The sequence below is a fragment of the Paraburkholderia sp. MM5482-R2 genome (genome assembly GCF_050436125.1).
GTDB classification, from domain to species: domain Bacteria; phylum Pseudomonadota; class Gammaproteobacteria; order Burkholderiales; family Burkholderiaceae; genus Paraburkholderia; species Paraburkholderia tuberum.
On record NZ_JBNDLP010000003.1, the window covers coordinates 1,972,986 to 1,992,343 of the forward strand.

Annotated in this window: 18 protein-coding genes; 10 read left to right on the forward strand and 8 right to left on the reverse strand. The window is 65.7% G+C overall.

Features of this window, described 5'->3' with window-relative positions; translation table 11 throughout:
• Nucleotides 1-5 precede the first annotated feature (5 nt).
• The 6 genes from OKW37_RS31130 (at nucleotide 6) to OKW37_RS31155 (ending at nucleotide 5,372) form a co-directional block, all read left to right on the forward strand.
• Nucleotides 6-989: an ABC transporter permease gene (locus OKW37_RS31130; RefSeq protein WP_429510065.1), complete on the forward strand. Its 984-nt coding sequence runs from the start codon at nucleotides 6-8 to the stop codon at nucleotides 987-989.
• Nucleotides 986-1,879 (forward strand): ABC transporter permease, encoded by an 894-nt coding sequence (locus tag OKW37_RS31135; RefSeq protein ID WP_429403206.1) that lies wholly within the window; start codon nucleotides 986-988, stop codon nucleotides 1,877-1,879. The genes OKW37_RS31130 and OKW37_RS31135 overlap by 4 nt, the downstream gene beginning before the upstream one ends.
• Before the next feature lie 25 nt (nucleotides 1,880-1,904).
• Nucleotides 1,905-2,999 carry an ABC transporter ATP-binding protein gene (locus OKW37_RS31140; protein ID WP_429403207.1) on the forward strand — a complete coding sequence of 365 codons (1,095 nt, stop codon included), beginning with the start codon at nucleotides 1,905-1,907 and terminating at the stop codon, nucleotides 2,997-2,999.
• Between the two features lie 62 nt (nucleotides 3,000-3,061).
• Entirely contained in the window at nucleotides 3,062-3,883 is an 822-nt protein-coding gene (locus OKW37_RS31145) for a transporter substrate-binding domain-containing protein (protein ID WP_090805986.1), read from the forward strand.
• Between the two features lie 62 nt (nucleotides 3,884-3,945).
• Nucleotides 3,946-4,713, forward strand: coding sequence for an amino acid ABC transporter permease (locus OKW37_RS31150; protein WP_184067205.1), 768 nt, complete (start codon nucleotides 3,946-3,948; stop codon nucleotides 4,711-4,713).
• A 2-nt stretch (nucleotides 4,714-4,715) separates the two neighbouring features.
• On the forward strand, nucleotides 4,716-5,372 hold the full coding sequence (locus OKW37_RS31155; protein ID WP_184034006.1) for an amino acid ABC transporter permease: 657 nt from the start codon (nucleotides 4,716-4,718) through the stop codon (nucleotides 5,370-5,372).
• A 25-nt stretch (nucleotides 5,373-5,397) separates the two neighbouring features.
• Here OKW37_RS31155 and OKW37_RS31160 read toward each other — a convergent pair whose 3' ends face one another.
• The 4 genes from OKW37_RS31160 to OKW37_RS31175 all read right to left on the reverse strand — a co-directional run bounded on the left by OKW37_RS31160 (nucleotide 5,398) and on the right by OKW37_RS31175 (nucleotide 11,026).
• Entirely contained in the window at nucleotides 5,398-6,720 is a 1,323-nt protein-coding gene (locus OKW37_RS31160) for an MFS transporter (RefSeq protein ID WP_429403208.1), read from the reverse strand.
• A gap of 274 nt (nucleotides 6,721-6,994) precedes the next feature.
• Complete coding sequence (locus OKW37_RS31165) at nucleotides 6,995-8,299, reverse strand: c-type cytochrome (protein ID WP_184067202.1); 1,305 nt, start codon at nucleotides 8,297-8,299, stop codon at nucleotides 6,995-6,997.
• Between the two features lie 17 nt (nucleotides 8,300-8,316).
• Entirely contained in the window at nucleotides 8,317-10,569 is a 2,253-nt protein-coding gene (locus OKW37_RS31170; protein ID WP_187610254.1) for a xanthine dehydrogenase family protein molybdopterin-binding subunit, read from the reverse strand.
• 1 nt (nucleotide 10,570) lies between these two features.
• Nucleotides 10,571-11,026, reverse strand: coding sequence for a (2Fe-2S)-binding protein (locus OKW37_RS31175; RefSeq protein ID WP_018420878.1), 456 nt, complete (start codon nucleotides 11,024-11,026; stop codon nucleotides 10,571-10,573).
• 361 nt (nucleotides 11,027-11,387) lie between these two features.
• Between OKW37_RS31175 and OKW37_RS31180 the strand changes: the two genes are divergently transcribed.
• Entirely contained in the window at nucleotides 11,388-11,786 is a 399-nt protein-coding gene (locus OKW37_RS31180) for a hypothetical protein (protein WP_184034018.1), read from the forward strand.
• 250 nt (nucleotides 11,787-12,036) lie between these two features.
• On the opposite strand, the gene OKW37_RS31185 is transcribed toward OKW37_RS31180, so the two are convergent.
• The 3 genes from OKW37_RS31185 to OKW37_RS31195 all read right to left on the reverse strand — a co-directional run bounded on the left by OKW37_RS31185 (nucleotide 12,037) and on the right by OKW37_RS31195 (nucleotide 14,906).
• Nucleotides 12,037-12,984, reverse strand: a complete 948-nt coding sequence (locus OKW37_RS31185) for a peptidoglycan DD-metalloendopeptidase family protein (RefSeq protein ID WP_184067196.1) — start codon at nucleotides 12,982-12,984, stop codon at nucleotides 12,037-12,039.
• Nucleotides 12,985-13,411: 427 nt separating this feature from the next.
• Nucleotides 13,412-14,590 carry a porin gene (locus OKW37_RS31190; RefSeq protein WP_184067193.1) on the reverse strand — a complete coding sequence of 393 codons (1,179 nt, stop codon included), beginning with the start codon at nucleotides 14,588-14,590 and terminating at the stop codon, nucleotides 13,412-13,414.
• Nucleotides 14,591-14,663: 73 nt separating this feature from the next.
• Nucleotides 14,664-14,906, reverse strand: coding sequence for a hypothetical protein (locus tag OKW37_RS31195; protein WP_143037192.1), 243 nt, complete (start codon nucleotides 14,904-14,906; stop codon nucleotides 14,664-14,666).
• Between the two features lie 211 nt (nucleotides 14,907-15,117).
• On the opposite strand from OKW37_RS31195, the gene OKW37_RS31200 reads away from it, so the two are divergent.
• Together OKW37_RS31200 and OKW37_RS31205 are read left to right on the forward strand one after the other, a co-directional pair.
• Complete coding sequence (locus OKW37_RS31200) at nucleotides 15,118-16,227, forward strand: OpgC domain-containing protein (protein ID WP_429403209.1); 1,110 nt, start codon at nucleotides 15,118-15,120, stop codon at nucleotides 16,225-16,227.
• 212 nt (nucleotides 16,228-16,439) lie between these two features.
• The gene (locus OKW37_RS31205; protein ID WP_429403210.1) at nucleotides 16,440-17,312 is read left to right on the forward strand and encodes an alpha/beta hydrolase; all 873 of its coding nucleotides are present in this window, start codon (nucleotides 16,440-16,442) and stop codon (nucleotides 17,310-17,312) included.
• Between the two features lie 57 nt (nucleotides 17,313-17,369).
• On the opposite strand, the gene OKW37_RS31210 is transcribed toward OKW37_RS31205, so the two are convergent.
• Nucleotides 17,370-18,464, reverse strand: a complete 1,095-nt coding sequence (locus OKW37_RS31210; protein ID WP_429403211.1) for an AI-2E family transporter — start codon at nucleotides 18,462-18,464, stop codon at nucleotides 17,370-17,372.
• Nucleotides 18,465-18,807: 343 nt separating this feature from the next.
• Between OKW37_RS31210 and OKW37_RS31215 the strand changes: the two genes are divergently transcribed.
• A complete protein-coding gene (locus OKW37_RS31215; RefSeq protein ID WP_013091570.1) occupies nucleotides 18,808-19,095 on the forward strand; it encodes a DUF3331 domain-containing protein in 288 nt (95 codons plus the stop codon).
• Nucleotides 19,096-19,358: the final 263 nt, after the last annotated feature.

The following is a 19,358-nucleotide window of genomic DNA, read 5'->3' on the forward strand; positions in this document are numbered from 1 at the left end:
TCACGATGCTCGCGCGCTTCCCGCGGCGTGCCGCGATGATGCCGGACGAAGCGGCGCCGGGCCCGACGCCCGGCGGCGCTGCTTGCGCTTGCGCAGTCGTCGAGACTGCCGTGACCGACCCCGCTGCCGGCGCAACGACGCTCGCGAAAGCCCGGCCGTGGCTGCTGCTCGCACCGATCCTTGTGTTTCTGGCGATACTCGGCGCGGCCGCGCTGGTCGTGCTGCGCATGAGCTTCGGCACGTCCGGCAACGAATGGCGCAGCTTCACGCTGCAGAACTACGCGGACCTGCTCGACGGCTACTTCCTGAAATCGTTGTGGCTAACGCTGCGGCTCGCGTTCCAGAGCATGCTGTGCGCGGTCGTGCTCGCGATTCCGGTCGCGCTCGCGATGGCGCGCACGACATCGCGGCTCGCGCGCCGGCTGCTGCTCGCGGGTGTGCTGCTGCCGCTGCTCGTCAATCTGCTGCTGCAAGGCTATGGCTGGCTCGTGATCCTCGGCCCGGCGGGTCTGCTCAATCACGCGCTGCTCGCGAGCGGACTGGTCGAGCGTCCGGTGATGTGGCTGTATCGCGAGCATGGCGTGTTGCTCGGGCTGATCCAGACCGCGTTTCCGCTCGCCGTGCTGCCGCTGTCCAGCGCGATGCGCGCGGTGTCGCTCTCGTACGAGGAAGCCGCCGCGACTCTCGGCGCGACACGCTGGCAAACGCTGCGTCACGTGCTGCTGCCGCTCGCGATGCCGGGCCTCGTGTCGGGCGCGCTGCTGGTGTTCGCGTACAACGCGAGCGCGTTCGCGGTGCCGCTGCTGCTCGGCGGCCGGCGTGTGCCGATGCTCGCGGTGCTGGTGCACGATCAGGTCGCGCCGCTCTTGAACTGGCCGGCCGCCTCCGCTTCCGGCGTGGTGCTGATGATCGCGACGCTCGCCGTGATGGCGCTGTCGCAACGGCTCGTGCGCCGCACCCAACGCCTGACCGGGGAGCCTCACGCATGAGCACGCCGCTGCCGACCTCGCACCTGCCGCGCACCGAACCTCGTTCGCCGCGCTTCCCGCGCCTGCCGCAGACGATGCCCGGCCAGCTCGGCCGCGCGACCGCGCTCGTCGCCGGCGTGGTGCTGTTTCTCGCCGCGCTGCCGATCCTGACGATGATCGCGATGTCGTTCAGCGCGGCCGACACGCTCGAATTCCCGCCTCACGCGTACAGCCTGCACTGGTACCGCGCGGCGTGGCACAGCTTCGTGTCACCGGACGCGACCGATACGCTGTCGATGGGCGCCGCGCTGAGCACGAGTCTCGTCGTCGCGCTATCGACGATGCTGATCGCGACGCTGGTCTCCGTGCCCGCCGCGTACGCGCTGTCGCGCTACCGTTTTCACGGCAAGCCGGTGGTCGAGCAACTGGTCGCGCTGCCGCTCGTCTATCCGCTCGTGATGCTCGGCCTGTCGCTGCTGCTGGTGTTCAACGTGCTGCCGGTCGAGCTTGGCGTCGGCCGGCTGATCATCGCGCATGTGATCCTGGCGCTGCCGTTCACGGTGAAGAACTGCGCGGCGTCGGTCGCGTCGATCGGCCCCGAGTTCGAGGAAGCCGCGCTCGTGATGGGCGCGAGCCCCGGCCGCGCGCTCATCGACGTGGTGCTGCCGCTGATGCGCCCCGGCATTCTCGCCGGCATGCTGTTCGCCTTCATCGTGTCGTTCAACGAGTTCACGGTGACGTTCTTTCTCTACAGCATCGACACGATGACGCTGCCGGTATGGCTCTATAGCCGCACGGTGTCGTCGCTCGATCCGACCGTGTTCTGTTTCGCGGTGGTCATCGTCGCGATCGACTTCGCGCTGATCTGGCTGCTCGAAAAGCTGATCGGCGACGAAGGCGTCGCGCTGTGAACCCGTCACCTTGCTGGAGCTTCCGATGACCCATCTGACCTTGCAGGCCGTCACGCGGCGCTTCGGCGCCGTGCGTGCCGTCGACGACGTCGACCTGAGCGTGCCCGACGGCAAGCTCGTGTGCTTTCTCGGCCCGTCCGGCTGCGGCAAGACCACGCTGCTGCGGATGATCGCAGGCCTCGAAACGCCGACCGAGGGCAGCATCCATTTCGCCGGCCGCGACATCACGCGACTGCCGGCCAATCGGCGCGACTTTGGGATGGTGTTCCAGTCGCTCGCGCTGTTTCCGCATATGACGGTCGCGCAGAACGTTGCGTATCCGCTGAAGCTGCGCAAGGTCGCGAAAGAACGGCAAACGCGCCGCGTCGCCGAACTGCTCGAACTGATCCAGCTGCCGCACATGGCGAACCGGCCGGTCACGCAACTGTCGGGCGGTCAGCGCCAACGGGTCGCGATCGCGCGCGCGATCGCTTCGGAGCCGCAACTGCTGCTGCTCGACGAACCGCTGTCCGCGCTCGACGCGAAGCTGCGCGAAGCGATGCAGGTCGAAATCCGCCTGCTGCAGCAACGCCTCGGCATCACGACGATCATGGTCACGCACGACCAGCGCGAAGCGATGACGATGGCCGACGAGATCGTCGTGATGGAGAAAGGCCGCATCGCGCAGGTCGGCAAGCCGCTCGACATCTACCGCGATCCGGTCAGCGAGTTCGTCGCCGACTTCATCGGGCTCGGCAACATTCTGCCGGTGCGGTACGACGGCGCGGGCGTCGTGAGCCTGCCGGGCGGACGGCGCATCGCGGTGACGCCGCACCCGAGCGCGCCGCTCGCCGATGCGCGGCAGCCGGGTGCGGCCGGCGACGCGATCCGCTTGCTGATCCGCCCCGAGGACATCTGCGTGAAGGCGGCCACGGAAGCACCGAACCCGAACCGGCTGCCCGGTACCGTCACGTTCATTCGCGACGTCGGCGCCTCGCTCGAAGCGACGATCGATTGCGTGGGCTTCACGCTGACCGCCGCAACCACGCCGCGCGACACGCCCGGGCTCGCGCTCGGCATGCCGGTGCTCGCCGAGCTGCCGCCGCACGCGTGCAAGCTGATCGCCGCGCGCGCCGCCTGATACCCGAACCCATCACACGGCCTTGCTTGAATAACTACCGTATTACGACAGAGGAACACATCATGAACCAGCGCCCCGCTCTCCAATCGACCCGCCGCGTGTTCGCGACGCTCGCCGCGACGCTCGCGATGACCGCGCTCGGCGCGCTGTGCGCACTGCCGTCGGCCGCGCATGCCGACGCGCTCGACGACATCGCGAAGTCGGGCACCGTGCGCATCGGCGTATTCGAGGACTATCCGCCGTTCGGCTCGATCGGTCCGGACATGAAGCCGGTCGGCTACGACATCGACGTCGCCAATCTGATCGGCAAGGCGCTCAACGCGAAGGTCGAACTGGTGCCGGTCACCGGCGACAACCGCATGGCCTTTCTCGCCGACCACAAGGCCGACATGTTGCTGTCGGTCGGCCAGACGCCCGAGCGCGAAAAAGTGATCGACTTCTCGCAACCCTACGCGCCGTACTACCTCGCGGTGTTCGGCCCGAAGTCGCTGCCGGTGAAGACCGCCGCCGACCTCGGCGGCAAGTCGATCTCGGTCGCGCGCGGCACGCTCGAAGACCTGAGCGTGACGAAGATCGCCCCGCCGTCGGCGAACATCAAACGTTTCGACGATCCGAACGGCGCTATTTCGGCGTTTCTTTCTGGTCAGGTACAGTTGATGGTGGTCGGCAACGACGTCGGCGCGACGATTCTCGCGCGGCATCCGGCGAACGATCCGGAGCAGAAGTTCGCGCTGTTCAGCTCGCCCGATCACGTCGGTCTGAACAAGAACGAGCCGCGCCTGAAGGCGAAGGTCGACGAAACGATTGCCAAGGCCCGCAAGGACGGCACGATGAACGCGATTTCGCAGAAGTGGCTGCGCGCGCCGCTGCCGGCCGATTTTTGAAACCTGTGGCGTGGCGCCGTGAAGGCCGCGCCGCGATCTGATCCTACGATGGGCACGAGGCCATGACTTACGCGTTCGATTTCAGCGGCTTCGGCCTGTATGCGGGGATGCTCGCGCGCGGCGCCGCCGTGACGCTCGGCCTCACGGCCGTGTCGACCCTGGCGGGCGGGATGGTGGGGATCGCCGGCGCGAGCATCGCGGCGGCCGGGCCGAAGTGGGCGCGCTGGCTGGTCGCGAGCTATGTCGAGCTGATCCGCAACACGCCGTTTCTGGTGCAGTTGTTCTTCGTGTTTTTCGGCCTGCCGAGCCTCGGCATTCATATCGACGAGATACAGGCCGCGATTCTTGCGATGACCGTCAATCTCGGCGCGTACGCGATCGAGATCGTGCGCGCCGGCATCGATTCGATTTCGCGCGGCCAGGTGCAGGCCGCCCAGGCGCTCGGCCTGCATGGGCGCCAGGTGTTCCGCTACGTCGTGCTGCCGCAGGCGCTCGCCAACGTGTTTCCCGCGCTGCTCGGCCAGGTGCTGATCGTGATGCTCGGCTCGGCCGTCGTGTCGCAGATCTCGGTGCCCGACCTGACCTATGCGGCGAACTTCATCCAGTCTCGCAACTTCCGCTCGTTCGAGAGCTACGTGATCATCACGGCTGCCTATCTGCTGATGTCGATCGTGTTGCGGCAGCTGTTGAACCGCTTCGGCCGCGGGCTGTTCGCGGGCCGGGCGGCGCGAGGTAACAACCGCAGCAGTAGCGGCAACGACGGCTTGCCGCGCAACTGGCGCAGCCGCCTGATGTGGCGCGGCGCGCGCACCCTGCCGACGGAGCGCTGATCATGGTCGAATTCACGCTGTGGGACATCGCCCGCAACCTGCTGCTCGCCGCGCGCTGGACCGTGCTGCTGTCGCTGATCGCGTTCGTCGGCGGCGGGATCGTCGGGCTCGTGCTGCTCGCGATGCGCGTGTCGCCGATCGCGTGGCTGCGCCGCATCGTCGTGCTGTACGTCGAGGTGTTTCAGGGCACGCCGCTCTTGATGCAGCTTTTTCTCGCCTTCTTCGGCTTGCCGCTCATCGGCATCGACGTGTCGCCGTGGGCCGCCGCGACCGTCACGCTGACGCTCTATACGAGCGCGTATCTGGTCGACATCTGGCGCGGCTGCGTCGAAGCGGTGCCGCGCGGTCAGTGGGCCGCGGGTGCGAGCCTCGGCATGACGTTCGGCCAGCAGTTGCGCTACATCGTGTGGCCGCAGGCGCTGAAGATCGCGGTCGCGCCGAGCGTCGGTTTTCTCGTGCAGGTGGTCAAGAGCACCGCGCTCGCGTCGATCATCGGCTTCGCCGAACTGACGAAGACCGGCACGATGATCACGAATGCCGCGTTCCGGCCGTTTCCGATCTACGGCATGGTCGCGATGATCTACTTCGCGATGTGTTTTCCTCTGACCTGGTATGCTCGCGTGCTCGAAAAGCGGCAGAAGGTGGGACAGCATCGGTGAGGTGAGGTGATTCGCGCTCTGTAGTTCAAGTCACGGATACCTGCTGCCGGGAAGCAATCTTGATGCGCGAGACGAACCACGCCGCGAGCACGAACCACCCTGCTGCGACGACGAACGCGACGACATAGGCGGGTCCGGCACCGGCAAACGCCTTGACCCATGACAGCATCCACCCGGTCGCGGCAGGGCCGAGGATCTGCGGTAGCACCATCGACACTTGCCAGATGCCCATGTCCTTGCCGCTGGACGCATCGTCTGGCAACACTTGCAGCGCGAGTGCCCAGTCGACGGCTTGATAGGTTCCGTAAGCGGCGCAGAAAACCAGCCCGACTGTGATCACCAGCAACAGGTTTGGATGCAACGCCAGCAGGACAAAGCCAATCGCAGCTCCGGCCATGATCCAGCTGGTCAGGCGGACAACGGGAACGACGCCGTGCCGGTCGGCGAGCCGTGCGCCCAGCAGGCTGGCCGGGATCGCTAGCACCACGCCGACGCCAAGCAGCCCATTCAGGAGACTGGTCGGATGACGAATGCCGATCACGTCCTGCAGGTAGTACAACATGAAGGCGAAGATCGACCAGATTCCCATGTTGCCGAACAGACGGGTTACCAGCACCCAGTAAAAGTTTCGGTGCAGGCGTGGATCGAGATAGAACGAGCGCATGAACGTGACGAGCTCGAACCGTTGTGGGGATCTGACAGGTGTCGGCTCGCGCGAGCCGCGAATCGTCAGCCAAAGGCAGAGCAACATGATCGCAATGAACGCGGCAACCGTAGGATACAGGTGGCCCGGCGAATAGAGGACAACGAGCACCACGTTGCCAGTGATCGTGCCGAGCACGGTCATCACGTTGAGCCACGCGCTCGCGCGGTTGGTTTCCTGTTTTGGCACGACATCGGGCACCAGCCCGGCGTACGGCCCCGCCGCCCAGTTCCACCAGAACTGGAGATGCAGGAACGCGAGTGTATACATCCCTACGCTCCCCCCGCCGTTGAATGAAGCAAGCCATACCAGTGCAACCGCAATGCCGAACACGCCGGTGACGAGAAACGGTCGCCGACGTCCATGTTTTGCAGAGCAGCGATCCGACAGAGCGCCGGCCAGTGGCGCCACGATCATCGCAATGAATGCGCCGGACGCAATGACGGAGCCGGCCACGCCTTCCTTCAACGCGGCATCGCGTCCGAGCATATCGGCGACCTGTGCCGGCACGAGCACCGGAACGACCGTCATCCATTGGGTAAAGAGCGCAAACCACAGCGACGCGATCTGTATGTGACTGAGCGTCGACAGGCGAGAAGCCGACGGTGTGACCGACACGTTTCGGGCTTGACTGGATAGGGTCATGTCGGAAGTCCATGAGCGTCGCGCAGAGACTTCGACGCCGCACCGCGGACGAAGGTCGTGGCCAATTCTGAGAGCCGTTCGAACACGACGGGGACTCCGATAGGACCAATGCGCCTGTATCGATCGTGGTGCAAATGTCGGCATTGGCCGACAGCGAGTCCATCGACGAAGGCGCGGTGTGGCCGGCCCACTATGATAGCTGCCGTCGGTTGGCCCACAACCTGAAACGGCGCGAGGTCGGCAAGCGCGCTTCTGCGCCGCACTTAGCGACCGATCAACGCCCCGCCTGCGTCGACTGCCGCAACTTCGCCACCTCCGCCGCACCGACCGCCGGCGCGCCGTTGTTCCAGCCAGCCCGCACGAAGCTCAGCACATCGGCGATCTGCTGATCGTCGAGCACCGCGGCGAAGCCGGGCATCGGAAACGGCGACGGCACGCCGTCGATCACGAGATCGCCGGTGCCGTTCAACGTGACGTTGATCAGCGACGACGCGTCCTTCGCGAGCACGTTCGGATTGCCGGCGAGAGGCGCGAGCATCGGCGCGAAGCCGTGCCCGTCGACGCCGTGGCAATGCATGCAATACGCCGTATAGACGCGTGCGCCGGCATCGTTCGCGGGGCGATCGAGCGACACCTTCGTCGCCTGCGGATCGTACGTATAGGCCGCCGCGCCGGTGCCGCCGACCGGCGGCAGCGACTTCAGATACGTCGAGACTGCCGCGACGTCCTGATCGCTCATCGCTTGCGTGCTGTTGTTGATCACGCTCGTCATCGCGCCGAACGCCGATGCATGGCGATTCGCGCCGGTCTTCAGGAACGTGCGCAGATCCTCGTCGCTCCAGCGGCCGAGCCCGGTGTTGTGCTCGCCCGTGAGGTTCGACGCGAACCAGCCGTCGAGCAGCGCGCCGCTCAGGAATGCGCTGCCGCTTTCGTCGAGCGCACTTTCCTGGAACGCAACACCGCGCGGCGTGTGACACGACCCGCAATGTCCGAGCCCTTGCACCAGATACGCGCCGCGATTCCACGCGACGTCCTTGCCCGGCTTGTCGCGATACGCACCCTTCTCGAGAAACGCCATGTTCCAGAACATCAGCGGCCAGCGCATGTTCAACGGCCACTTGATGTCGGACTCGCGATTCGCCTGCTGCACTGGCGCGACGCCGTGCATGAAGAACGCGTACAGCGCCTTCACGTCGTCGTCGTCGACCTTCGCGTAGGACGGATACGGCATCGCCGGATACAGGTTGTGGCCGTCTTTCGCGACGCCCTCACGCAGCGCCCGCGCGAAGTCGGCTTCCGTGTAACCGCCGATGCCGGTCCGTGCGTCGGGCGTGATATTGGTCACGTAGATGCGGCCCATCGGCGTGTTCATCGGCAGGCCGCCGGCGAACGGCTTGCCTTTCGGCGCGGTGTGGCAAGCGGCGCAATCGCCGAGTTGAGCGAGGTAAGCGCCGCGTTGCACGAGGGTTTGATCGGCTGCGCCGGTGGCTGACGCAGTTGCGGCATCAGCAGGCGCCTGGGCGATAAACGGCAATGCGACGCATAGCGCCGCGCCAAGACCCTTCAGCATTTTTTTCATGTCGGGCTCCTTTCGCGTCAGGCGTTGTGCAGTTGGCGGCCAACCGGCAATTGCCGCAGCCGCGTGCCGGTGGCCGCATAGATCGCGTTGGTCAGCGCGGGCGCGAGCGCCGCGGTGCCGGGTTCGCCGATGCCGCCGGGCGCCTCGCCGCTCTTCACGATATGCACGTCGATCGGCGGCGTCTGGTTGATGCGCAGCATCCGGTAGTCGGTGAAGTTGTTCTGCTCGACGCGACCGTCCTTGATCGTGATCTCGCTATAAAGCGCCGCCGTGATACCGAAGATGATGCCGCCCTGCACCTGCGCTTCGATCGTGTTCGGGTTGACGAACATCCCGCAATCGACCGCGCAGTTGACGCGCTTGACCGTCACTTCGCCCTGCTCGACCGCGACCTCGACGACGATCGCGAAGAAGCTGCCGAACGCGTGCATCACCGAGATGCCGCGCCCTTGCCCCTTGGGCAGCGCGCTGCCCCAGTTGCCCGCTTGCGCGGCCAGGTTGAGTACGTTCAACGCGCGCGGCGATTTGCCGAGCAGATCGCGCCGGTACTGCACCGGATCGATCTTCGCGTGCGCGGCGAGTTCATCGATGAAACTCTCGACGACGAACGTGCCGCGCGTCGGCCCGACGCCGCGCCAGAACGCGGTGGGCACCGCGTGCGGTTCCACGCGCACGTAGTCGACCAGCTGGTTCGGCAAGTCGTAGGGCAGATCGGCGGCGACCTCCACCGCATCGGGGTCGAGCCCGTTCTTGAACGCGGGGGGCGCGAAGCGCGCCATGATCGACGACCCGGCGATGCGATGCTGCCACGCGATCGGTTTGCCGTTCGCGTCGAGCCCGGCGGAGATCGTGTCGTAGTAGTACGGTCGGTACATGTCGTGCTGGATGTCCTCCTCGCGCGTCCACAGCACCTTGACCGGCGTCGACACCTGTTTGCCGACCTTCACGGCCTGCGTGACCATGTCGGTTTCGAGCCGCCGTCCGAAGCCGCCGCCGATCAGATGGTTGTGCACGATGATCTTGTCGGCGGGCAAGCCCGTGACCGCGACCGCCGCATCGACGACACGCGTCGGCACCTGCGAGCCGAGCCAGATTTCGCAGGCGTCGCCGCGCACGTGGACCGTGGCGTTGACCGGCTCCATCGTCGCGTGCGCGAGGAACGGCTGCTGGTAGACCGCGTCGACGCGCGACTTCGCATCGCCGAACGCGCGGCCGACGTCGCCGTCCTTGCGCGCCACCGCGCCGCCATGTTGCGAGGCCGCCGCGAGATCGTCGACGATGCGCTTCATCGATACTTGCGCGCCCGCGCCTTCGTTCCACTTGATGTCGAGCGCCTGCAGGCCGCGCTTCGCGGCCCACGTGTGAGCGCCGATCACCGCGACCGCGTTGTCGAGCTTGATGACCTCGCGCACGCCGGGGATCGTCTTCGCATGCGTATCGTCGACGCTCGCGAGCGTGCCGCCGAACACCGGACAGTTCGCGATCGCCGCGTAAACCATCTCAGGCAAGCGCACGTCGAGGCCGAACTGCGCGGTACCGTCGACTTTCTCCGGCGAATCGAGACGCTTCGCCGGCGTGCCGATCAGCTTGAAGTCCTTCGGGTCTTTCAACGGCACGTTCTGCGGCGCGGGCAGCGCGGAGGCGGCCTGCGCGAGCTGACCATAGCTCGCGCTGCGATTACTGGCCGGGTGGATCACCTGACCGGCCTGCGCATGGCAACTCGCCGGATCGACCTGCCACTGCTGCGCGGCCGCGTTGATCAGCATCACGCGCGCAGTCGCGCCCGCGCGGCGCATCGGCTCCCACGCGAAGCGGATCGACGTCGAGCCGCCGGTCAACTGGCCGCCGAGCAGCGGGTCCATGAAGAGCTTTTCGTTGGGCGGCGCATGATCGAGCGTGACCGTGCCGAGCGGCACTTCGAGTTCCTCGGCGATCAGCATCGGAATCGACGTATAGACGCCCTGACCCATCTCGACCTTCGGTATCACGAGCGTGACCTTGCCGGCGTTGTCGATCTGGATGAACGCGTTCGGCGCGAACACGCCGCTTTGCGGCGCCTCGTTCGCGTCGCCGCCGATCACGCTCTTGCCCGCCTTCTGATCCTGGCTCGCGGCCGGCATGCTGAAGCCGAGCAGCAGACCGCCGCCGGCCGCGGCGCCGACCGTCACGCCGAATTTGAGGAAGCCGCGCCGCGAGATGCCGCGCGCATGCCGCGTGTCGGTGTCAGCCGGCTGCGCGCCGTTCTGTGCATCGAGCAATCCCTGGGACATGTCAGGCCCCCTTCGCGGCGTGCTTGATCGCCGCGCGCACGCGGTGATAGGTTCCGCAGCGGCAGATGTTGCCCGCCATCGCGGCGTCGATGTCGGCGTCGCTCGGATTGGGATTGCGCGCGAGCAGCGACGCCGCCGACATCACCTGCCCCGACTGACAGTAGCCGCATTGCACGACGTCGAGCTCACGCCACGCCTGCTGCACTTTCTGGCCCGTGGGCGTGGCGCCGAGCGCTTCGATCGTGACGATCTTGCGGTCGCCGACCGCCGCCGCCGGGAACACGCACGAACGCACCGCGACGCCATCGAGATGCACGGTGCATGCGCCGCATTGCGCGATGCCGCAGCCGAACTTGGTGCCGGTCAGCCCGACGAGATCACGCAGCACCCACAGCAGGGGCATGTCGGGCGGGGCATCGACGGTATGGGTTTCGCCGTTGATATTGAGCGTTGTCATGAGCGGCTCCGGATGGGGATGTTGTTGTGGTCAAGCGGTTTAGATCGCGACACCGCACCAGAGCGCCGACATGCACCGGTTTTGTTCGGCGTGTCGCGCTAATAAGCCATGAAATGCGGCCTGTGAGCGAGCGGGTGTCGCAAGAAAACCGGCCGATTGTAGTCGTGTCGAAAGAAGTTCGCTTTGGCGGTGTCAGGCGGCACATCGCATGCTGTGCGCGGTGGATCGCATGTGTGGGCTGGAGCGATGCGTTACCATCGACGGATCGATCCGTTAGCGTGATCGCGCGACCCGCTGCATCGCACTGCGTGGTGTTGCGACGCACGATTCCGTCGAATCACCTCAGCCGCTGGAGCCGCCGATGAACGACCCGCAATGCACTCAATTCCTCACGGACATTCGCCGACCATTGCTTGCGCTGCACAAGGCGATTCTCGATCACGAACGCGCCGCGTACGAAAAGGAGTTCGGCCCGGTAACGCCGGCGGCATTCCTGCAGGTGCTGATCAACGGCTCGGGGTTTCGTTGGCTGACGCCGCTGTCGACGGTGATCGCGAGCGTCGACGAAGTTCTCGACGACGCGGAAGCCGAGGCCGGCGACCGTCTCGCGACCGCCGAGGCCGTGGTCGGCCTGTTTTCGCCCGATCAACCGCACAATCACTTCCTGCCGCGTTATCTGCCGCTCTTGCAGGCCGATCCCGCGATCCTGCATTACCACGGTGAGGTATCGCGACTGCTGCGCGGAGGGCAAACGACGTAACGGCGATTCGCACCAGGCACGGCGGCGGCGCGTGCGCTGCCTGCCGGCTCCTGCATTGCCTCACCGTTCATAAACGGCTGCGGGTCGAGGCCGCATGGTTGATCGTCGGTATTCTTGCGCAGATCGAGCGGAATGCTCTGACGTGAAGGTACTTTTGCAACGATTCGTCGACCGCCGGAATGCGCGGTCGATCAAATTACCTGGTTTAGCTGAATAAATCCAAGGTGAGCGTTTGCGGGAACGTGGAAGCTCAGCCGCGCCCCTGCGGCAGATAAGGCAGCGGATCGACCGGCTTGCCGTCGCGCCGCACTTCGAACCCCACCGACACACGCGAGTTGTTCTCGTCGCCCATCTCCGCGATCTGCTGTCCCTTGCGGACGATGTCGCCCATCTTGACCATCAGCTTGCGGTTGTGCGAATACGCGGTCAGAAAATCCTTGTTGTGCTGGACGATGATCAGACTGCCGTAGCTGTTCAGTCCGGTGCCCGCGTACATCACCTTGCCGTCGGCGGCGGCTCGCACCGGATCGCCCGCGTTGCCGCCGATTTCGATGCCGCGTGTTTCGCCGGGCTGGAACGCTTCGACGACGCCGCCCGCGGCAGGCCATGCGAGCGTCACGCTGCTCGCGTGCCGGCGGGTTTCCTGCGTGACTTCGCGCACTGCGGTGGCATCCGCAGCCGGCGCGGCGGACTGTGTCGAAGCTTGCGCCGACGTTTGCGCTGTCGCTTGTGACGCACGCTGCGCTGCGGATTGCGCCGCCGCCTTCGCGGCGGCCGCCGCATTGGCCGCCTTCACCGCGCGCACCGTTTCCGGCGACGCAACGTGCAGCACCTGCCCCGGCTTCAGCCGCGCCGACACCTTCAACCCGTTCCATGCCTGCAACTGCTTGACGCTGATGTGATGATGCTGCGCAACCCGCGCGAGCGTGTCGCCGCGCCTGACCCGATACACGAGCGGCGGCGATTTTTTCAGCGGCGCGTTATCGCTGGCGTCGATCGACAGCGGCGCGGCTGCCGCCGGGTCGCCGGACGCCGCTCCCGTCGCATTCGCCGCCGGCACGCCGGACGCCGCGTTGGCGCTGGTTGCCGCACCGTTCTGCGCATTGGGCTGCCCGACGTTCGCACAACCGCTGACGGCCAGCGCGACCCACGCGCCAGCGAGACTGGCCAATAACGTTCTGTCGAAACGCTTTCTCATCCTGTTCGACTCCTGCTGTATGAATGCGCAAGCCGGATAGCCCGATGCCGCGGACGAGGTGCGCGATCTTCGGCCGCGCGGCCTTCCCGACGGCACGGCGAAGCCGCCTCGTATGGCGCTCATTTCCTGCCTGCCTGCCAATCAAATTTCTCGCGGAATTCTAAAGTGTCGTTTAACAAAAATGCCCTGCCCCACACACTCTGATACAGACGTTACGAGCCGTATTTCCGCGTTACGACCGCACGTGTATTGGGACGCCAACGACGCACACATCACCGCTTCGCCGCGGCGCGTTCAGACTTGTTGACATTCGACTTATCGGCAGGCGCGAGGGGAACTTGAATAGCCATGCGTCGCGTCGGAGGGCGCAAAAAAGCCAGCCTTCGAAATCCGAAGGCTGGCCGATCTGCGTTTGAAGGGCAGCGAACTAGAACTTATGCCGGATCGCCGCACGCACGACGACCTGCTTCGACGTCGACGACGGCGACTGCGTGCCGGGGATGAATGCGAAATCGAGGATCGATAGCGTGGAATCGCCGGTGACCTGTTGATAGGCGCCCTGCAGATAGAGGTCGGTGCGCTTGGACAGGTTGTAGTCGGCCATCAGGCCGAACGTATGGATGCGCGGCTTCACGCCGCCGTTCGATGCGTCGTAGGTTTCCATCGTGTACACGTACTGCGCGCCGACGAACAGCACCGGCGAAATCTGATATTTGCCGTTGATCTCGAAGTTCTGATACTTGAGCGAATTCAGCAGCACGCCCGGCGGTGTGACGGGCACGAGCGGCACCAGCGGCTCGATGCCGAGATAGCCGTTTGCGGTCGGCTCCAGGTAGTTCGAGTTGCTATAGACGAAGCCCGCCGTCGCCGGTCCGAACGTATAGGTGATGCCGCCGCCGAACACGCGCAGGCGCGTCGCGACGAAGCCGGCGTCGTTCGCGGTGATCGCCCCGTTCGAGCCGTTGCCCGGATTGTCGGCCTGCAGATAGGCGGCCGCGACCAGCAGCCCGCCATACGTGTACTGGCCGCCGAAGCTGTAGGCGCGATTGTTGGCGAAGTTCGTGTCGTTGCTGAAGCTGTAGGTGCCGCCGAACTGGAAGCCCGAGATCGACGGGGTCGTGTACTTGACGGTGTTATCGAGGCGGAACGTGTTGTCGGTGTTGTCGTTGTCGTACGGATGCGAGAACAGCTCGCCGCCCCAGTTGCCGTTGGCCGTGGTCTGCGCGAGATAATCGACGACCGAGTCGTATTGCCGGCCGAACGTCAGCGTGCCGTACGCCTCTGAACTGAGTCCGACGAAAGCCTGCCGGCCGAACAGGCGGCCGCCCTGCCCGAGCCGCCCGGAATTCAGATCGAAACCATTCTCGAGCTGGAAGATCGCCTTCAGGCCGCCGCCGAGATCTTCGGAGCCCTTCAGGCCCCAGCGGCTTCCCTGCGCAAGACCGCTGGCGAGTTCATAAACATGGCCGTGGCCGACATTGTTCGTGTAGTTGATGCCTTCGTCGATCACGCCGTACAGCGTGACGCTAGTCTGCGCGGCGGCAGGCGCGGCAAGAACGGCAGACGCAGCAATGGAGACAGCCAGCGCGAACACTTGCTTGTTCATGATGATCTCCCTGCACCGCGAGTGATAGGACAACTCGATCCGGCCGCTTTGTTCTCTTTGCTCTTTATTCTCGTCACTTTTCCAGCAGTTCTGAAGACTGCTCCAATGGCTGCGCTTTTCCGGAAATCCTCACATGACATCGTCCGGGCGTCCATGAGTGGATGCGCCAAGCATCGAGAATGTTGCTAATTCTCCACTGCGTGTTGCTGCCTCTTTTTTCGTAACGTCGCTTCAGGTAAACAGCAGCCGCTGCTGCCCGTCTCGCTGCGTCATTGTCATGAAAAGAAATATAATCCTGCGCCTTGCTGCGATGCAACGGAACTCGGCGTCACAGCGAAGGTCATCTTCACAGCCCGCTGACACGGCCGCCTTGCGATACCGGTCGAGCGTGGCGAGATGGGCCACAGGCGACGCCAGCACGGATCACCTCACCGCCGCAGCACCCAATCCCATATTAAAAAGCCTTGTGAGACGCCCGCCGCGCTGGATCAGCGCGCCGTCGCACGGGGCTGCTTTTGACGCAAACAATGGCCAAGTCATCTTCCCGCCTGATCGAGCTCGACTTTTTCCGCGGACTGGTTCTGCTGATCATCGTCGTCGACCACATCGGCGGCAGCATCCTGTCGCGCGTGACGCTGCATGCGTACGCGCTGTGCGATGCCGCCGAAGTATTCGTGTTCCTCGGCGGCTTCGCGACCGCCACCGCCTATGCGACGCTCGCCGAGCGGCGCAATGAGACGATCGCGCGCGGCCGCTTCCTGCGCCGCTCGTTCGAGATCTATCGCGCGTTTCTCGTCACCGCCGGGCTGATGCTGCTGGTCAGCGCGGTGCTAACCGCATTCAGCATCGACGGGCCGAATCTCGCCACGACCGATCTCGACGACCTGATCGACACGCCGCTTGCCGCGCTGCGCGACATCGTGCTGCTACGCCGCCAGCCGTACCTCGCGTCCGTGCTGCCGATGTACGCGTTCTTCGCGCTGCTGGTGCCCGCGATCCTGCCGCTCGCGCGCAGCAAGCCTTGGCTGCTGGTCGCCGGCAGCGTCGCGCTGTGGGCCGGCGCACCGGCGATCAGTCAGTACCTTCCCGCCGCGCCCGACATGCACTGGGACTTCAACCCGTTCGCGTGGCAACTGATGTTCGTGCTCGGCGTGCTCGCGCGCTGCCAGCCGGTATATCAGCGCACCAGCGCGCATCGATCCGGGTGGCTCGTCAGCGTGCTGGCGTTCGCGGTGGTCGTGGGCGCCGCGTACTACAAGCTCGTTGTGCTGCATGCGCCACTTGCCGCGAGCCTCAAGCAGAACCTGTCCTACCTGCGCGCTGGGAACTTCCTCGCGATCGCGTGGCTCGTCGCCAATCTGGTCGAGCTCGGCTGGGCGAAGAAGGTCGCGCGGCGGCTGCCGTGGGTCGGCGTGATCGGGCGTCAGGGTTTGCTGTGCTTCATTGCCGGCGCGGTGATTTCGCTGGTGATCGACTCGCTGCTCTACGCGGCGACCGATGGTTACCTGAACTATCCGCTCGGACTGCTCGCCGATGCGGCCGCGGTCGGCGCGCTGTTTGCCGTCGCGTTGGCCGTGGAACCGCTGAAGCGGGTCGTCGGGCGGCTCGTGGACGGGCGGCTGCGGACGTCGGGCTGAAGAACTTTTCGGCAACGTTTCGAGCGCCCTTCGAGCGCGTCCCTGACGCGTCGCGATTCTCGGGGCACTTGACGTCCCCTTGGCGCCCGAAGAACTTTGCGCGCATAAAGCGCCGTCCTTCTCTGCGCCACTTTCCATCTCAAATCTGGCGCCAATGCTGATAGCATGACGGCCGCGCGCGAGTCCCGCGCCCGCCGTCCTTCCCTACTGACATGCGTCGATTCCTCAGTTTCGCCCTCGCACTGCTTGCCTGCGCCGTCGGCGCGCCCGCATTCGCGAGCACGGTCGCGAGCCGCAGCTTCCATTCCGATGCGCTCGGCCGCGACTGGAACTACACGATCTACCTGCCGGGCGGCTATCGCGCGGACGGTCCGCGCCTGCCGGTGCTCTACCTGCTGCACGGCAATAACGGCGACGCCAACGACTGGCTCACGCAAGGTCATTTGCAGAACGCCGCGGACACGCTGATCGAGCGCAAGGAGATTGCCCCGGTCGTCATCGTGATGCCGCAAGGCGGCACGGACTGGTACGTCGACCGCAAGGAAAAGATGGAGAGCGCGTTCTTCGACGATCTGCTGCCCGAGATCGAAACGCACTACGCGGTCGCGACGCAGCGCGGCGGCCGGATGATCGGCGGCGTGTCGATGGGCGGCTTCGGCGCGCTGCGCTACGCGCTGACGCAGCCCGGGATGTTTTGCGGCGCGCTGCTGCTCAGTCCGGCGATCTACGCGAACGAGCCGCCGCGCGCGTCGGCGGCACGGCGGGTCGGCGTGTTCGGCGAGCGCCGGTTCGATCCGCGCGTGTGGCACGAGCTCAACTATCCGGCGCAGTGGGACCGCTACATGAGCCAGGCGTATCGCCTGCCGATGTTCATCGCATCCGGCGACGACGACCTCGACATCCAGGCCGACGCCTCGCTGCTATACACGCATCTGCGGCTCGCGGGCAATCCGGCGGCGCTGCGCATCATCGACGGCGGCCACACGTGGGACGTGTGGAGCGCGCTGTTGCCCGCCGCGCTCAAATACACGCTCGGCTGCGTGAAGCCGCCGGCGCAGGAGCATCCGTCGAATCAGCGCCCTTGAGCCGGCGCGGCACGCGAGGCGCACGGCCGCCCAGCCCCGCGGCCCTCGACGCCCGCGCTACTCCACGAGATCGGTCCACAGCACCATCAGCACCGTCATCAACGCGGGGCCGATGAAAATCCCTAGCAGCCCGAACGTCTCCGCGCCGCCGAGAATGCCGAACAGCACGAGCAGAAACGGCAGGCGCGTCGAGCTGCCGATCAGCACCGGCCGCACGAAGTGCTCGGCGACGAACACGACGACCGCGCCGAACACCAGCAGCCCGGCCGCCGCGACCATCGAGCCCTGCACGAGCAGCCACAGTGCCGCGAGACCGAACACGATCGGCGCGCAGAACGGCAGCATCGCGGCGATCGCCGTGACGAAGCCGAGCAGCGCCGCATGCGGCAGCCCGGTCACGAAGTAGGCGACGCCAAGCAACAGGCCTTCGCCGACGCCGACCACGATCAACCCCGACACAGTGCCGCGCACCGCGGTACCCATATGCGCGACGAGGTCCGCGCCGCTATCGCCGAAACCGCGTCGCGCGGCCTTCAGCAGCGAGCCGGACAACCGCGGCCCCGCCTGAAAAATCACGAACAGCGTGACCAGCATGAACGCGAACACCATTGCCGCATGCGCGGCGCGCGCGCCGAAATGCCGGCCGAGCGTCATCACCGTATTGCTGTGCAAGCCTTTCATCGCGGCCGAGTCGCGCAGCGGCTGAGCAAGATTGGCCTGCCACCAGGAAGTGATCTGCTGCACGCCGAAAGGTAGACGGTTGATGAAGTCCGGCAGCGCGATGCCGTTCTCCTGCACGCTGCGGAACCAGTCGTTCAGATCGTGCGCCTCGCGCAGCGCCTGGGCGATGCCGAGCCCGACCGGCAGCAGCACGAGCACGGCGATCACCAGCGTGAAGACCGTCGCGAGCAAGGTCGCGCGCCCCTTGAACCAGTGGCTGCCCGCCACCTTGTGCAGCAGCGGCCACAGCGCGATCGCGACGACCCCGGCCCACGCCACCACCACGATGAAATCGCGCACCACCCACAATGCGAGCAGCGCGAGACCGATATAGAGCACGATCGATGCGGCCTTCTGCTTTTTCAGGCGCTCGGCGGCGACGGACGACGCTTCGGGAGAGTTGGGGGGGACGGCGGGAGGGCGTGGAATCATGTGAACTCTTGTGTTTTTGAACGGTGTGCGCGCGAGCCGACCTGAAAAATTCAAACCCGCTACACTGACGGCTCAGTTCGCCGCCCGACATTCGACATCTTAAAGGAAGCGTTGCCGCCTCTTTCCCGGCCGCCCTCCCCGTCGCGCCACAGGCAACACAGCGTTGCAAAAATATGCCTTATTAAAAAATCACATAAAAAATGCTTGCAACGCCTGTGGTTTCGGCAAATCGCTAATGTCAAGTCTGATTATTGCTAATTCCGGAACGGTGTTTCAACGGTGACACAATAGCTATCCGGCGCGCGCGGGACTACATTCGGCACTCCACAACACGGAGCCGATGATGACCCTGGAGTCCATCCCCCTCGACGGTAGCAATGGCGTACGCATCGAAATTCTCGAGAGCTCCGACACGACGCTGGTGATCCGCTGGGTCGAGCCGGGCCGCTGCCACTACGGTGAGCAGCGCTGGCGCCGTCGCTCGGCGCATTCTTCCGGCACCTGCGCGGTGTCGCGCCGCAAGATCCGTCGCGGTGACCCGGTGTTCAAGCCGGCCGAGCGCCCGGCGCCGTCGAATGCGTCCGCCATGATCTGCGCGGAAATCCTCGAACCGCTGCTTGAAGCGGCCTGACGCACGGAACGTTCCCGAGTCCCGCGCACTAAGCGCGGTTTTCAACCCGTTGTTCCGGGGGCGATCTCCCTACTGCCCACGTGCCCTTAGCGCGCGCGTGCCCGGCGGCCGCGGCATCGCAAGATGCGGCGCCGCGCCGGCCCCGCTGCCGGTTGCCGCCCCGCGCCTCGTGCGTTAAGGTGGACTCGTTGCGCCCGCCCGACCGCCGGCTCGCTATCCGGTGCCGGCCGCGCGCCTTCCACCACCGCGCCGCGCCCGCCGCG